The organism is Acinetobacter uliginosus (assembly GCF_044130295.1).
Classification (GTDB): Bacteria; Pseudomonadota; Gammaproteobacteria; order Pseudomonadales; family Moraxellaceae; genus Acinetobacter.
Genome location: NZ_JBIQOC010000025.1, coordinates 39,333 through 55,687 on the forward strand (window position 1 = coordinate 39,333; position 16,355 = coordinate 55,687).

Genomic DNA, 16,355 nt, shown 5'->3' on the forward strand with positions numbered 1-16,355 from the left:
CCTAACGCTAAAATTATTTAGTTTCAGTTTGGGAGAGGGAAACAGTGTTGGACACTGCGGGACCTGTTTTGGGTTTGCTTAATAAAAGATGGGCGACGAGACCGATACAAATGCCCCAAAACACCGAACTCAATCCGAGGAAATGCATACCGGATGCCGTAGCTAAAAAAGTGATTAAGGCTGCATCACGTTCGCTTTCATCTTTCATGGCCACTGAAACATTGGTGGCAATGGCACCCAATAGGGCAAGGCCTGCAAGCGCTGCCACCAGTTCTTTCGGCAGCAGGCTGAACAGCATGACAATACTGCCGGCAAATAAACCGCCTAAAATGTAAAACACACCATTGGCGATTCCTGCGATATACCGTTTATCTTTAAGTTCATGTGCATCCTTACCCATACACAAAGCAGCGGTAATAGATGCCAAAACAATGGTGATGCCACCCACGCAAGCCACAGCAAGCGATGCAATACTGGTGGTAGTGATAATCGGTTTTGCAGGTGTGTCATAACCACTGAGTTTCATAATTGCCATGCCAGGCAAAAACTGCCCGCTAAGGCTGACCAAGATTAGTGGAATCGCCAGATTCAGCATGCCATTGATTGACCATTCAGGGTTAATCCACTGCGGAATGGCAAGACTGAAATCGACAGTGACTGGATTCATTTTGCCGAGGATTAAACTGAGTAAAACTCCTGCAAACAGTACCCAAACCATGCTGTAGCGTGGACTTACGCGCTTGGATACTAAAAAAACCAGTAGCATGCCAAACACGATCAAAGGCATGCTGTTTGTAGCAGTGAACAGTCCCAAGCCAAATTGAAATAAAATTCCGGCCATCATGCCCGCTGCAATGGATTGGGGAATCCATTTCAACAGCTTGTCGAAATAGCCTGTCAAACCAATAAAAAGAATCACCAAAGCAGCCGTGATATAGGCAGCGACCGCTTCATTTAATGAAATATTGGGGAAGAGCGTGACCAACAATGCCGTGCCGGGCGCTGACCAGGCAGTGATGACCGGGACTTTGTACTTGATTGATAAAAAAATCCCTGCAACTGCTGCACCAATGGAGATGCCCCAGATCCATGAAATCATCATGCTGGGGTCAACGTTGGCTTTTTGTGCCGCCTGGAAAAAGATGATCAACGGCCCGGAATAGGAAATCAGCACGGCTAGAAATCCTGCAACCGTTGCTGACACAGACCAGTCATCTTTTAAGCTTTTAAACAGGGTCGTCATTGCTACTGCCTCCATGCTGATAAATCAATGATCCTGTACCACGCCTATAATCAGGATTAGCCCTGATCACCACCACCAACAGGAACTACCGTTCCTGTCATATAAGAGGATTCGTCAGATGCCAGGAAAGTGATGGCATTGACTTGTTCCTGAATCGTGCCATAGCGTCCCAGGAAGGTACGGTCAATGGTTTGATCAACCACTTGCTGCATCCATTCTTTTTCAGATTCAGTCAGTGGGTTGGCATTGCGCGGTACTTTACGTGGAGGGGCTTCTGTTCCACCAGTTGCCACCGCATTGACACGAATACCATCTTTGGCATGTTCAAAGGCGAGGGAAGCGGTTAAACCATTCACACCACCTTTTGAAGCCGAATAAGGCACACGGTTAATACCACGTGTTGCAATTGAAGAGACGTTGACAATGGTACCTTGCTGATTCTTGATCATTTCAGGCAACACTGCGCGGCAGCACCACATGGTTGGAAACAGTGAACGATTCACTTCCTTGATAATTTCTTCTTCAGAAAATTCTTCAAAGGGTTTCATCCAGATGGCACCACCGACGTTGTTGATGAGCACATCAACACGGCCATAGGTCTCAATTGCTTGGGCAACCACAGATTCTGCACCTGCAAAGGTTTCCAGGTTAGCCTTGACGATAATTGCATCACCTTCTTGTGCTTCAATTTCCGCTAATGTCTCATCGACGTAATCAGATATATCTGCTAGAACAACTTGAGCACCTTCGCTAGCCACTTGTAGCGCTACACCGCGACCGATGCCTTGAGCGGCACCTGTCACGATCACAACTTTGTTTTCAAATCTTTTTGCGCGATTCATTTGATTCTCCAACTTAGTTTGCAGAGAATTTTTCGAACAGGAAGTTTGCTGGTTTAACACCTTCAGCTTCTAACCAGCCACGAACCGCTTCGACCATAAGGACTGGACCACATAAGTAGATGTCTACGTCACCACCGTTTAACCATTCATTATCAATATGGCCTGTGACATAACCTTTACGCTCATGTGCAGATTCCGGGTTTGCCACAACGGTACGGTATTCGAACCATGGTAATTTCGCCTGAAGTTCGTTAAGGCGCTCTAATGCAACCAGGTCAAAGTCGTTAGTTACACCAAATACCAGACGTACAGGCTGTTCTGAACCTTTTTCTTCCAGAACGGATAACATGGACAAGAATGGTGCAATACCTGTACCACCTGCCAGCATCACGACAGGGCGTGCAACATTACGTAAATAGAAGCTACCGAAAGGACCTGTAAAAGTCATTTTGTCGCCCACTTTAGCCGTTTGGCTCAGGAAGCTGCTCATTTTGCCGTTCGGAACGTTACGAACAACGAAACCGGTTTTACGGTCACCCGGTTTAGAGCTGAAAGAGTAAGAGCGGGTTTCAGATGTACCAGGAATACCGACATTGACATATTGGCCTGCCAGGAAATTAATTTCTAGCTCAGCAGCGTCAAGTTCGATTTCAAAAGTAATCGTTGATTCAGAGAGGTTCTCAACAGAAGTTAGAGTACCTTGATAAGTATGAATTTGAGTTTTACAAACATCAGAAGTTGCCTGAATCTGGAATACAGCATCAGACGTCGGGTGGCACTGGCAAGCCAGTACATAGCCTTCAGCCGCTTCTTCAGGTGTTAAAGCATCTTCGATATAAGTTTCTTCCGGCATATCATAAGTGCCTGATTCACAAAATGCACGACACGTACCACATGCACCATCACGGCAATCTAGCGGAATATTGATCTTTTGGCGATATGCTGCGTCAGAAAGAGTTTCACCGTCAACAACAGTAATAAAACGCGTTACGCCATCTTCAAATTGAAGTGCAACATTATGGTTTGACATGGCAAGTATCCTACAAATGAGTTAAAACATCAGGTGGCCCGGGCCAACATTCCATTGGGCCAAGGCCGGTTTTTAAATCTAATCAGCTTAGATGTGGTAAACATCAATAACTTGGTTGATATAGTCGTTTTTCAGTACCACGTACTTGTTCAGGATTTTTGGCTGTTCGCCAGAGAAATCGATCACATAACGCGACATACCGAAGTAGCTGTAGTTTTTCTTGTAACGGAAACTCAAAGTATTCCAGTTAAAACGTACAGTCACCTGGTCACCGTTTTGTTCCACAATTTCAATGTTGCTGATGTTGTGGCTGGTACGGGTATCCGGCATGGTTGCTGAAGAACGTTCAGTCTTGATACGGAATACACGGTCTTCCAAACCTTGACGGTCCGGATAGAAAATCAGGGAGATTTCAGACTGAGGATCTTCGGTCAAGGTGTCATTGTCATCCCAGGCTGGCATCCAGAACTGTGCATTCGGAGCGTAGCACGCTAACCAGTTATCCCATTGCTCGTCGTCCAGGAAGCGCGCTTCGCGGTAAAGGAATTGAGCAATATTTTCTAAAGTAATCGCGCTCATGCTTGTTCTCCTGCAGCAGCAATCTCTTTTTCAGCAGCAATTGCTTTTTTCATCAGTTTCAACCAGAACTCGTGTTGAGCCAGGTATAGACCTTCGTCTTCAGTTTTAACGCCAGAAAGTTTTGGTTTTAAACCGATTTCATTGGCAGCCTCATCTGGACCTTGGATCCAGTGTTTAGAACCGCGGCTCATATCATTCCATTCAAGCGCGATACCCTGGTAGCCTGCTTGACATGCGCGGAATTCTTCCAGGTCATCCGGAGTTGCCATACCAGACGCGTTGAAGAAGTCTTCGTATTGACGGATACGACGTGCACGTGCTTCAGGTGCTTCACCTTTAGGCGCGATACAGTAGATGGTTACTTCAGTCTTATCGACAGAGATCGGGCGCAGTACACGGATTTGTGAACCGAACTGATCCATGAAGTAAACGTTTGGATAGATACACAGGTTACGAGAACGCTCGATCATCCATTTCGCCATGGCTGCACCGTATTTCTCGGTGTATTCGTCTTTTTTCGGGAAGTTTGGACGGTCTTCCGGGTTTGCCCATTGCGTCCAAAGGAGCATGTGGCCATTTTCGAAACCGTAAGAACCACCGCCTTGTTTACCCCAAGAACCAGCACTCATCGCACGGATGTTGTCGCCGCCTTGTTTTTCTTTGCGTTGCTGAGTTGTCGCAGCATAGTTCCAGTGAACTGCAGAAACGTGATAACCATCAGCACCGTTTTCAGCAGTCAGTTTCCAGTTACCTTCGTAGGTATAGGTAGACGCACCACGCAGAACTTCAAGACCTTCTTCAGACTGACCAACGATCATGTCGATGATTTTAGTTGCTTCACCAAGATATTCTTCAAGAGAAGGAACGTCTGGATTCAAGCTACCGAACAGGAAGCCTTTGTAGTTTTCAAAACGTGCAACTTTTTTCAGGTCGTGTGAACCTTCTTTGTTGAAGCAGTCAGAATAACCGGCATCAGAAGGATCTTTAACTTTTAACAACTTACCAGAGTTGTTGAATGTCCAGCCGTGGAAAGGGCAGGTATAAGTTGCTTTGTTACCGCGTTTGTAACGGCAAAGCTCTGCACCACGGTGTGAACAGGCATTGATCATGGCATTCAGTTCGCCATTACGGTTACGCGCAATGATGATTGGCTGACGGCCAATGTTCGTGGTGTAGTAATCGTTGATATTCGGAATTTGGCTTTCATGTGCCAAGTAAACCCAATTGCCTTCAAAGATATATTTCATCTCTAAGTCAAATAAGGCTTCATCAGTAAATACTGAACGATGGAGTTTGAATTCACCTGTTTCATAATTTTCAACAAGTAATTCATCGATACGATCTAGATGGCTGGTATTGATTACAGGAATACGTGGCATGTCCGTTCTCCGACTTTCCAAATTTTAGGGAAGTCACCACAGCGCTTCATTGCCCTTCTTTGGGGAATGAAGCGTTGCAGTTCCTTGTTTGCTAATTAAGCGCTTGCGCGACGACGTTCAACTTCAGTAGAAGGTGCACCTTCTTTGTCTTTTTGAAGTACAACGTCGAACTGGATATGTTTGAAAGGACCTTTCAAGCCGCGACGCGCAATTTCAGCTTCGTCAGTAACGTCAACCGCAGTTGCTACCAGACCTTCGCGAGTACCGAATGCGAAGTCATCCCAAAGGTATTTGTCGCCTTCGATGTTGAACTGAGTTGTCAACTTGCGGTGACCTGGTGCAGAGATAAAGTAATGCACGTGTGCAGGACGCTGACCGTGACGAGAAAGCTTGTTCAACATGTGTTGTAACGGACCTTCAGGGTTCAAACCGTAACCTACAGGCATAGTGGTTTGCGCAGTGTAGTTACCGTTTTCATCACTCAGGATGGTACGACGAAGGTTGAAGTGCGACTGAGATTTGTCGAAGTAAGAGTAGTTACCGTTGCTGTTGGCATGCCACATTTCTACTTTAGCACCAGAAAGAACTTCACCATCAGTGTCAGTTACTTTACCTTCGATGATAAGTGTCGGGATTTTACCTTCTTCAGTACCATCGTCCATGCGAGCGAAACCTGTTGATTCAGGTGCACCAGCAACATATAGAGGGCCTTCGATTGTACGTGGTGTACCACCCGTTAAACCTGCTTTTGCATCAGCTTCATCAGCACGCAAGTCCAGGAAGTGTTCCAGGCCGATTGCTGAACCTAACAGTGCAAACTCATCAGCTTTTGCCATGTCGATCAGCGCTTCTACACCTTTCCAAACTTCAGACTGGCTCAGATCAAGATCTTCAATGGCTTGGTAAAAGTCTGTAACCAGACGAACAACAACTTGTTGTAAACGGGCATCTACTGGACCTTCAGAAGTGTCTACGTTACAAGCTTTAACTACATTTTCAATGGTTTGACGATCCATTTTATTACTCCTTGGAGGGGTGCTTTGGTGGCGAATATCTCTGCTTAAAGAGATAGATGGCTGCCACTTTCCTTGTTTGCTACTTGGTATGTTAAATATGTTTTTTTGTGAAACTGGAACAAAGGTTTATTCCAGTTTTCAGGGTTAAATCAGGTGTCATCTTCACGAACAGATGAGGGGTGACGGTTTAATGCCATCACTTCAATGTTCATGTAAGGGTAGAGTGGAAGACCCTGTAAAATGTCATGCAGTTCTTCATTGCTCTCGACATCAAAAATACTGATGTTTGAGTATTGGCCAGTAATGCGCCAGATATGACGCCATTTGCCTTGACGCTGCAATTCCTGTGAATAAACCTTTTCAACGGCTTTAATTTCATTGGCCTGTTCAACGGGCATATTACGTGGAATATTTACATCCATACGTACATGGAAAAGCATGGGTTTCTCCTGATTACTGACGACGCAAGTTGTCAATCTTGTTTTCATCCAGCTCAATACCCAGACCTGGACCGTTCGGAATCTCAAGTTCAAAGTTCTGATAGTTGAGCGGGGTTTTCAAAATATTTTCGGTAAGCAGCAATGGACCAAACAGTTCGGTTCCATACGCCAGATTTTCAAAGGTAGAGAAGACATGAGCAGAGGCAATCGTACCCACCGGGCCTTCCAGCATGGTGCCGCCGTACAGGTCGATACCTGCCAGTTTAGCGACTTTTCCAACCTCACAGCCTTCAACCAAACCGCCTGATTGGGCCACTTTTACTGCAAAAACTGATGCACCATTGTTACGTGCAATTTGATAAGCTGAGTGAGGACCCATCAAGGATTCATCCGCCATGATGGCCACATCAAAACGGCGAGTCAGGCGTCGCATTGCATCCAGATTGTCAATTGCACATGGCTGTTCAATCAGATCAACACCACCATCTTGTAACAACTGAATACCCTTGATCGCTTCAAGCTCAGACCAGGCACGGTTTACATCGACACGAATCGAGATGTCTTTGCCCAAGGCTTTCTTGATCGCCAGTACATGTTCAACATCTTCTTCAACCGGGCGTGAACCAATTTTCAGTTTGAACACATTGTGGCGTTTTGCCTCAATCATTTTCTGCGCTTCAGCAATATCTTTCTCGGTATTACCTGAAGCCAATACCCAAAGTACCGGAATACTGTTTCGTAAACGTCCACCTAATACTTCACTGAGTGGCAGGTTGAGACGTTGTGCCTTAATATCCAGCAGGGCAGTCTGAATGGCACATTTGGCAAAGCGGTTGCCATTAATATTTTTTTTGATTACCTGTAATGTTTGTGCAACATTTAAACCGGATAATGTTTTTAAAAGCGGTGCGAAATAAGTATCAATATTAACTTTGACACTTTCCGGGCTTTCTTCACCATAGCCTAATCCACCAATAGTGGTTGCTTCGCCCCAGCCTACATAACCATCTTCTGTGGTAATTTTAACCAACACCAGTGTCTGGGTTTGCATGGTTGCGACAGCCATCTTGTGGGGACGGATGGTTGGAATTTCCACCAGCAACGTTTCTATAGACTTATACATCTTTAAAATTCTCGATCTTGCTTTATGCCTGTCTTGTGATATACCTTAAAGGAATAGTTTTAATTGGTCGAAGATCAATTTTGCATTTTTTTATACTTTAAAGGTATTTTTAACTATGGAACTTAGACATTTACGCTACTTCGTTGCAGTGGTTGAAGAGCAAAGTTTTACCAAAGCGGCTGAAAAACTCTTTATTGCTCAACCTCCTTTAAGCCGACAGATCCAAAATTTAGAGCAAGAGCTAGATATTCAGCTGTTTGAGCGGGGTAGTCGTCCACTTAAGACTACGGAAGCAGGACAATTTTTTTATCAGCATGCGGTTAAACTTTTGTCTAATGCTGAAGAAATAAAATCGATGACGAAACGTATCGGGATTGCCGATCGGACCATTACCATTGGTTTTGTCGGTTCTTTATTGTTCGGTTTGCTATCGCGCATCATGTTTCTTTTTAAACAGCAGCATCCTTATCTCAAGATTGAAATGATGGAAATGAATACCTATGAGCAGATTCAGGCGCTTAAAGAAGGAAAAATTGATGTCGGCTTTGGCCGTTTAAGAATTTCTGATCCTGCGATTAAACGTGTACTACTTCGTGAAGAGCCTCTTGTGGCGGCAGTGCATGCCAGCCATCCTTTAGGACAGCGTTCTGGTGTGAACCTGTCGGAACTGGTAGATCACCAGTTATTCTTGTATCCCAATACCGGTAAGGCCAATTTTGCCAGTCAGGTCCGTGGTATATTTTCCGAGTATGGACTGGAACCCAAAAATGTTCGTGAAGTACGTGAACTGCAGCTTGCACTCGGTTTTGTTGCAGCAGGAGAGGGCATTTGCCTGGTGCCGGAAAGTGCCAAAAACATTAAATTGGCGCATTTAAACTTTATTCCTATATTAGACAGTTTTGCGGTGAGTCCAGTCTTCATGGCCATTCGTAATATGGATGAAAGTGAATACATCCAGTTCCTGTTTGATGCGGTATATCAGGTTTATGACCTGGAAGCGGTGCAATATGATCGTGCCGTGTTCTGATCAGGCACAGTAAAAAACAACCCTAAAAACCTTAAATATAGAAAATTTCTCCAAATAATGAGACTCAATAAAATATTTTTATATAAAAAGGTGATGGGTCTCATGGTCTTTAATATATCTAAAGCATAGTAAATACAGGATTTTGACCTAAAGCAGACTTTATAGGTATAGAAACATGCCTATTCAGTTTTGGACATTTTTTCGCATCTTCTGCATTGTGAGCACCAGAAACTGAACTTCACAATTAGGAGGTGGAGATGTCTACAAATAAAGTGAATATTAATACGCTGATCGATGAGGCAAAATTTACGCCATTTCACTGGGGTGTGTTGCTTTGGTGTCTGTTGATCATTATCTTTGACGGTTATGACCTGGTAATTTATGGGGTAGCTTTACCACTCCTGATGCAGGAATGGGCACTCAGTACCGTACAGGCAGGTTTGCTGGCCAGTACTGCATTATTTGGCATGATGTTCGGTGCCATGAGCTTTGGTACTCTCTCTGACAAGATTGGCCGTAAAAAAACCATCATGATCTGTGTTGCACTTTTCAGTGGTTTTACCTTTTTAGGTTCTTTTGCCAGTAACCCTACTGAGTTCGGTATTCTTCGCTTCTTAGCCGGTTTGGGAATTGGTGGCGTAATGCCAAACGTGGTTGCCCTCATGACCGAATATGCACCAAAACGTATCCGCAGCACGCTGGTTGCCCTGATGTTTAGTGGTTATGCGATTGGTGGAATGTCATCTGCATTATTGGGCGCATGGTTGGTTCCACAGTTTGGCTGGAAAATCATGTTCCTTCTTGCCGGTACTCCATTATTACTTTTGCCGGTTATCTGGAAATTCCTGCCAGAATCGCTGATGTACCTGACTGTTAAAAAAGAAACAGAAAAGGCCCACGTCATTATCCAAAAATTGTCACCAGAACAGCAGATTACAGCTCAAACTGAATTTGTCCTGAATGAGGTGAAAAAAGGTGATGAAGCGCCACTCAAAGCATTGTTCCAGCAAGGCCGTAGCTTTAGTACCTTCATGTTCTGGCTGGCTTTCTTCATGTGCCTGTTGATGGTATATGCTTTAGGCAGCTGGTTACCAAAACTAATGATTCAGGCAGGTTATTCACTGGGCGCAAGTATGATCTTCCTGTTTGCCCTGAACATTGGCGGCATGATTGGCGCGATTGGCGGTGGCTACCTGGCAGACAAGTTCCACATCAAAAAAGTATTGACCATCATGTTTATATGCGGTGCATCGGCTCTGGTTCTGCTTGGTTTTAACAGTCCACAGTTTGTATTGTATGCCCTGATTGCCTTGGCAGGTGCCTCGACTATCGGTTCACAAATTCTGCTATATACCTTCGTCGCACAATATTACCCATCGACTGTACGTTCTACCGGCATGGGTTGGGCTTCAGGGATTGGCCGTATCGGAGCGATCGTAGGACCAGTACTGACCGGAACTTTATTAACTTTTGAATTGCCACACCAAATGAACTTCTTTGCCATCGCTATTCCGGGTGTGATCGCTGCGCTGGCTGTTTTCATGGTTAATCTAAAATCTTCTGTAGAAGGCCAAGCCCTTGCAGAATCTGCTGTCAAAAGCAGTCCTGTTGCACAAAAAGTCACCCAATAATTTCTTTACCTTTCCATTAATCTACTATCATCAATGATATAGATCGCCATCGTAAGCGATGGTGATCTGTTGCTAGAATTTGACGGCACAATAACAAGCGAGTTTAGGATGAACGCGAAAACATTAACCCAAACAACTGATTTACAAGCAACAACGGTTCGACCAAATATGCAGCGTACGCTCATGATAAGCATGATTGCATTAAGCATGGGAGGAATGAGTGTTGCAGCGCAAGCACAAACCCAGCAGCAAAATGAAATTGAACAGCTTAGACAGGAAGTTCAAGCTTTACGTAGTTTGGTGGAGCAGCAAAAAGTACAGAATGCACAAACTGCAACAGCAATTGCTAACATACAACGTACTGCAGCAACTGTGCCAGCGAACCCTGTATTAAAAACTGCCAAAGGCGCCGAGTTTAATTTATATGGTAATGTGCGTTTAGATGCCTCTTATAAGGTTGATGGCGGTCCTATCGATTGGCCATATAACCAGATCAATAACGTGGCACTGGAAGGTACTGCCGGAAATAGCGACCGTTTAAGCTCGACTTTATCTGCAACGCGTTTAGGCCTTGATTTTAAAACTCAGGCTTCTGAGCAAGAGGTCAAAGGTAAAATTGAAGTCGACTTTTTGGGTGGAGCTAACTTCGATAATCTGCGTATCCGTCATGCCTATGTAAATTATGGTAACTGGCTGTTGGGGCAAACCTGGTCAAACTTTGCAGTACCGGATTATATGCCAGAAACTATTGATGCAAATGCATACGTTGGTGGTGCTGTGAAACGTACACCACAAGTGCGTTATACCACCAAATTTAATCCACAAACCAATTTGGTATTAGCTGCTGAAGATCCTAAAGATAAATTGGTCACTGATAAGGTGATCACTCAGCGTTTACCGGCGTTAACCGCACGTTTAAATCATCAATTTGCAGATAACTTAAATGTCAGCGTACGTGCCATGGGTCATGAAAAGCGTATCAATTCTGAAGAAGAAATGGCATGGGGAGTAGGTGTAGGTGCAAAGTATGATGTCGTACCTGGTACCACCTTAAAAGCAGATTATTACCATGTTAAAGGCGATAGCAGCTTCGTATCATTTGCCAATAAAGGTGTTGTTGTAGAAGCAGATGGTAGTCTTGTACAAAACGAATTTGATTCTATTATGCTAGGTGTTACCCAAAAATTTAGTGACAAATTACATGGCACTTTGGGCTACGGCTATATGACTTTTGATAAAGATCAAAATTATCTGGATGCTCCAGGAAGTGCAGCTACAGCCAATAAAGACCTCTGGCAAGCCTGGGCAAATGTTTTTTATAGCCCAACCAAGCCTTTGAGTTTTGGTCTTGAATATGTCTATGGTGAACGTGAAACTTTTGCTAGCAAGACAGGTGAAGACAACCGCTTAAATGCAGTTGCAATCTATAACTTCTAATAGTCCCCTAAATAAAGACCTCTTATTATGCACTACATAGTAAGGGGTCTATTTTTATATGTATATTGTGATCATTTGAGAATCAAAACCTGAGCCAGAACAAAGCACAGCCATGGACTAGATCTTTTTTGCTATTACCTCATTGTGAACCACTCGTTTAGAATGACTAAATTTAGTATTTCTTGCCTCACATCCTCTAAAAAATACTTGCACTCGCAAATATAGACGAATTATCAACAGATCCTCATTTTCTATTATTGAATTTCGCATAGTGAAAATTAGTGCATAGCCACAATAAGGTCTATCAAAAGATCAATAGAGATATCTTGAATTTGGGCGACCCTTCCGTTTAAGTTAAACTGGCTTATGAATTTTAAAGTAGTAAAAATACGGAAATAGGTGTAAGCGGGGTTATTTTTCGTTTATCTTTATATGACTCATTTGAATCCTAGCCAATTCACAACAGGCCGATCGCTACCATAGTGTAATGGTTTAATTTCATGAGGCTTTTCAAAAAATCTTATTGTCAATAACAAGTTGAAGCATACAATTCTACAGAGCAACAGTACTTGCTGTTAGATGTACCAAGCTCTTAAGCTGAACTGGAGAGATTCATTGCGCGTTGTTCGCTATAAATTTGTGATTATCATCCTGCTGCTTATACTTGCAGCAAGCTATGCTCTATTTCGATGGTGGCAGGGACCTGTGTTACCAGGATATACCCTGACATACAGGCCTCTGGTGCAAAATGTAGTAGCGACTGGCCGTGTAGCAACCGTATCACGTGCTCAGGTGGGCAGCGAAATTACCGGTGTCGTTCTTGAGCGGTTTGTGCAGGAAGGTGATCAGGTGGTGCCGGGTGATTTACTGCTCGTCTTAAAATCGGATGAACTGCGTGCACAGGTACGACAAGCTGAAGTGGCTCTGACCGAACTCGCAACCAGCCGGCGTCCACAGGCAGTAGCAGAACTGGCCACTGCCAAAGCCCAGCTGGAACAGGCCAGTCGGGAAGCAGCACGTAGACGTAATCTAGAAGCTGGCATACTCTCAGCAGAAGAAATAGAACAGGCCGTGGAAGCGGAAAGAGTCGCCCGCAATAATTTTGAAACAGTACGTCTAAAAACAGCAGCATTGGCACCTGGTCAAGTCGAGGAAGCCAAGCTTCGTGAGCAACTTGCTGCAGCCCAGGCTCAACTGGCCAAAACTAAAATTCGCTCTACAGTCACCGGTACGGTACTCACTCTGGATGTGGAACCGGGTGATCTGATCCAACCGGGTCAGACTTTATTTAGCATCGCATTGAAGGGCAATACAGAAATTCGTGTGCCTTTAGATGAGCGAAATTTACCGCAACTTGCTTTACAGCAAAAGGCAATGGTCATTTCTGATGCCTATCCGGATCAAGCTTTTCCGGCCCGGATCAATTTTATAGCGCCAAGCATTGATCCGCAGCGTGGTACGGTAGAGGTTCGCTTAGCCGTCGATCCGGTGCCTGATTTTCTGCGTCAGGATATGACGGTGTCGGTGAATGTCGAGACCAACAGACGAGAGCGGGCATTGGCTATTCCAAACGATGCTTTAAGCAGTATCAAAGGCGATAAGGCCAGTGTGCTATTGGTACGTGATGGAAAAATAAAATATCAGCAAGTCAGCTTAGGTTTACGTGGCCTGGCCATGTCAGAAGTGGTTTCAGGTTTGAGTGATGGTGATCAGGTGCTGGCCAATGCCGAAGCACCCTTAACAGAGGGTGAGAGGGTACGCTTAAAACAGCAAAAAACACCCTGGAATCATCAGGCTGATGATACAAATAGTAAAAATGAATTACCGGTGAAATTCGATTGAAAAACTTTTTCGGGCGGCTCTGGACAGAATGGACAATCGCAATCAGTTTTTTGCGTGAAGGCCGTGCACAGTCCATCATGATTACTGTGGGTGTTGCAGTGGGTGTGGCTGTCATCATTTTTATCAGTGCTTTAATTCAAGGATTGCAGTCGAATATTGTCGAACGTACTTTGGGTACTCAGGCGCATATCCGTTTGCTGTCACCGGATGAGGTGAATCAGATTGTGCAGCCTGCTGCAGGAACGGTGCAATTATTGCAGGAAGACAAGCGGGCACAGCGCCTGCGCTCAATTAACAACTGGCAGCAGATTACTGAGACTTTAGATCAGTTGCCGGTACTGACCGCCGTATCTCCGGTGGTATCCGGGCCGGCCTTTGTGCAAAGGGGTGATGCCATTCAATCTGTCGCCTTGGTGGGTATTAATCTTGAACGTTATCAACAGATTATCCCACTGAGAGAATATCTGTTAAGCGGTCAGTTGCGCATCGGTGCAGACGATGTAATGATTGGCAGTCAGCTCGCCAAAGATCTGGGTGTGCAGGTGGGAAGCAAGTTACGGCTGGATACGGGGCGGGAGAACAGTGCATTGGTCAATGTGGCCGGGATCTTTGAACTTGGGGTACGCGAACTGGATGCGCGCTATGTGTATCTGGACTTGAAACAGGCACAGTCCTTACTCAGTTTACCTGGTGGAGTTACAGTGATTGACCTGACTATTTCAGATATTTTTGAGGCAGACAATATTGCTGCACAGATAGGACGCTTGACCTCATTAAAAGCCGAAAGCTGGATTAAAACCAATGCTCAGCTGATGAATGCAATTACCGCTCAGAGCCTGTCAACCAATATGATTATTATCTTTGTGGCAATTTCCGTGGCATTTGGAATTGCCAGCGTTATGTCGGTCAGCGTGGTGCAGCGTACCCGGGAAATCGGTATTTTACGCGCGACTGGCGCGACCCAATTGCAAATTTTACGAATTTTCCTGTTTCAGGGCGCAATATTTGGCCTGCTGGGTTCAGTTTTAGGCAGTGCGGTCAGTTATGGTCTGGTGTGGATATTCAACACCTTTGGCCCGGGTCTGTTTTACATTCCTCTTTCGATCAATCTGGTAATACTGGCCTTGTTACTGGCTACGCTGACTGGCGTACTGGCTGCTGCGATACCATCGCGCCGGGCAGCAGCATTGGACCCTGTGGAGGCGATTCGTCATGTCTGACCAGTCTCAGGAAGTACTGCGCCTAGAAGCGCTGCATAAATCTTATAATATCGGGCAGCCCAATGAAGTTGAAGTATTACATGGAATCGATTTGCGTATCGCCCGCAATGATTTTGCTGCGCTGATTGGTCCATCCGGTTCCGGTAAAAGTACCTTATTGAATATTTTAGGTTTGCTGGATAAACCTAGCAGCGGTGAGCTGTATTTGCTGGGTCAGCCAACCAGTCGCATGGATGATGCCGGACGTACTGCGCTACGCGGCAACAGTATCGGTTTCGTGTTTCAGTTTCATCATCTTATTCAGGCTTTTACTGCCTTAAACAATGTACTTATGCCGTTAATGCTGACACATGGCAAGCCGGACAAACAGGCACTGGAGCGAGCGCGTGAACTGCTTGCAGCAGTCGGTCTTGAACAGTTTGCGGATCGTAAACCGAATGAACTTTCGGGAGGGCAGCAACAGCGGGTGGCGATTGCCCGGGCACTGATTACAGAACCAGCGCTATTATTAGCTGATGAACCTACAGGGAATCTGGATACCCAGACGGCTGCAGAAATGTTTGAACTGTTCCGTAAAGTGCATCGCGAACGTGATTGTGCTGTACTGCTGGTAACGCACGATCCACGTCTGTCTGCGACCTGTGATCGCACCATCAATCTGGTCGATGGCCGTATTCAAAGTGATTCATCAAATCATTAAACCAGCTCCTTTATTTTAAAATTCTAATCTTGATCTTAGCTACCCACTGAACAGCGATATGCAGATCTCTATAAGAAAACAAACGCTGAATTAAAAGAAGAAATGGGTGATTGCTGATGTATAGGATCATTGAGTTAATCTTTATTTCTATTTGCATTTGTCTTGTTTCTTACGCTTTTTTCACTGTCATTTTCTATGTTTCAGGTTGGGGGATGGCTAAATGAAAATTAATGCAATTCACCAGATCGACCTTGCTGAATGTCCTCGTTGTCATTCAATCATGTTCAAAGGTCTTATTTCATTCCATTTAACTAGTTGCTTGGGGTGATCTTCATGTCTAATAAATCTGATCAAAAAAAACATCAAAACCCGTAAAAACACGGGGGAAAGTACCCTAAATAAGCAATTCCATAGTCCTGAGTCTAGTCTCCGGACTGATTTTTCTATCCCCATTTATAACATGCGGGTTACGATTGACTAAAAATGAATCAAAATAGGGCTGATTTAGATGATTACAAAAGATGATTTAATTTATTTGTTTATGCTGATTCAAATTTTAATTGTTGCTTTGATCTTGGCTTTTAAAGTGTTTGTTTGGTCAGGTTGGTATCAGTTCATTTTTGGCTAAAGTTCTTTGTGATCCGATAGGTTGTTGCTACTGAAATTAGTTTGGACGTTTATAAATTAACTTCCACAATAAAAATACAAACGTCCAAAGCTCACGGATTTCGGCATAACGTGTATTATGTTCATTAAGATACTTCACTGGAGAGATTAATATGTTGGTGAATCTCTCCAGTGAAGTTGCGCCAACGGCTGAGTTATGTAGGGCGCAATCTCGGATAT

General features: G+C 44.4%; 15 protein-coding genes. 6 read left to right on the forward strand and 9 right to left on the reverse strand.

Annotated features, from left to right (window positions below; genetic code table 11):
* Window positions 1-13 precede the first annotated feature (13 nt).
* The 8 genes from benE to ACE01T_RS06890 form a co-directional block, all read right to left on the reverse strand.
* The gene (gene benE / locus ACE01T_RS06855; protein WP_180042562.1) at window positions 14-1,243 is read right to left on the reverse strand and encodes a benzoate/H(+) symporter BenE; all 1,230 of its coding nucleotides are present in this window, start codon (window positions 1,241-1,243) and stop codon (window positions 14-16) included.
* A gap of 56 nt (window positions 1,244-1,299) precedes the next feature.
* Window positions 1,300-2,085 (reverse strand): benzoate diol dehydrogenase BenD, encoded by a 786-nt coding sequence (gene benD, locus ACE01T_RS06860; protein ID WP_180042561.1) that lies wholly within the window; start codon window positions 2,083-2,085, stop codon window positions 1,300-1,302.
* Between the two features lie 13 nt (window positions 2,086-2,098).
* Window positions 2,099-3,115 (reverse strand): benzoate 1,2-dioxygenase electron transfer component BenC, encoded by a 1,017-nt coding sequence (benC, locus tag ACE01T_RS06865; protein ID WP_180042560.1) that lies wholly within the window; start codon window positions 3,113-3,115, stop codon window positions 2,099-2,101.
* An 87-nt stretch (window positions 3,116-3,202) separates the two neighbouring features.
* A complete protein-coding gene (gene benB, locus ACE01T_RS06870; protein WP_180042559.1) occupies window positions 3,203-3,694 on the reverse strand; it encodes a benzoate 1,2-dioxygenase small subunit in 492 nt (163 codons plus the stop codon).
* Window positions 3,691-5,073, reverse strand: a complete 1,383-nt coding sequence (gene benA, locus ACE01T_RS06875) for a benzoate 1,2-dioxygenase large subunit (RefSeq protein ID WP_166169983.1) — start codon at window positions 5,071-5,073, stop codon at window positions 3,691-3,693. The genes benB and benA overlap by 4 nt, the downstream gene beginning before the upstream one ends.
* 95 nt (window positions 5,074-5,168) lie before the next feature.
* Entirely contained in the window at window positions 5,169-6,089 is a 921-nt protein-coding gene (catA, locus tag ACE01T_RS06880; protein WP_180042558.1) for a catechol 1,2-dioxygenase, read from the reverse strand.
* Between the two features lie 149 nt (window positions 6,090-6,238).
* A complete protein-coding gene (gene catC / locus ACE01T_RS06885) occupies window positions 6,239-6,529 on the reverse strand; it encodes a muconolactone Delta-isomerase (RefSeq protein ID WP_180042557.1) in 291 nt (96 codons plus the stop codon).
* 13 nt (window positions 6,530-6,542) lie between these two features.
* Window positions 6,543-7,652, reverse strand: coding sequence for a muconate/chloromuconate family cycloisomerase (locus tag ACE01T_RS06890; protein ID WP_086196938.1), 1,110 nt, complete (start codon window positions 7,650-7,652; stop codon window positions 6,543-6,545).
* A 115-nt stretch (window positions 7,653-7,767) separates the two neighbouring features.
* On the opposite strand from ACE01T_RS06890, the gene ACE01T_RS06895 reads away from it, so the two are divergent.
* The 6 genes from ACE01T_RS06895 (at window position 7,768) to ACE01T_RS06920 (ending at window position 15,509) form a co-directional block, all read left to right on the forward strand.
* Window positions 7,768-8,679, forward strand: coding sequence for a LysR family transcriptional regulator (locus ACE01T_RS06895; RefSeq protein WP_166169976.1), 912 nt, complete (start codon window positions 7,768-7,770; stop codon window positions 8,677-8,679).
* 257 nt (window positions 8,680-8,936) lie between these two features.
* Window positions 8,937-10,310, forward strand: coding sequence for an MFS transporter (locus tag ACE01T_RS06900; protein WP_180042556.1), 1,374 nt, complete (start codon window positions 8,937-8,939; stop codon window positions 10,308-10,310).
* Window positions 10,311-10,478: 168 nt separating this feature from the next.
* Window positions 10,479-11,747 (forward strand): DcaP family trimeric outer membrane transporter, encoded by a 1,269-nt coding sequence (locus ACE01T_RS06905; RefSeq protein ID WP_180042602.1) that lies wholly within the window; start codon window positions 10,479-10,481, stop codon window positions 11,745-11,747.
* Window positions 11,748-12,362: 615 nt separating this feature from the next.
* Window positions 12,363-13,589, forward strand: coding sequence for an efflux RND transporter periplasmic adaptor subunit (locus ACE01T_RS06910; RefSeq protein ID WP_180042555.1), 1,227 nt, complete (start codon window positions 12,363-12,365; stop codon window positions 13,587-13,589).
* A complete protein-coding gene (locus tag ACE01T_RS06915) occupies window positions 13,586-14,809 on the forward strand; it encodes an ABC transporter permease (protein ID WP_180042554.1) in 1,224 nt (407 codons plus the stop codon). The genes ACE01T_RS06910 and ACE01T_RS06915 overlap by 4 nt, the downstream gene beginning before the upstream one ends.
* Window positions 14,802-15,509 (forward strand): ABC transporter ATP-binding protein, encoded by a 708-nt coding sequence (locus ACE01T_RS06920; RefSeq protein ID WP_180042553.1) that lies wholly within the window; start codon window positions 14,802-14,804, stop codon window positions 15,507-15,509. Before ACE01T_RS06915 ends, ACE01T_RS06920 begins: the two co-directional genes overlap by 8 nt.
* A gap of 664 nt (window positions 15,510-16,173) precedes the next feature.
* Here ACE01T_RS06920 and ACE01T_RS06925 read toward each other — a convergent pair.
* Window positions 16,174-16,355 (reverse strand): hypothetical protein (locus ACE01T_RS06925; protein WP_395518994.1); only part of this gene is annotated, 182 nt, incomplete at its 5' end.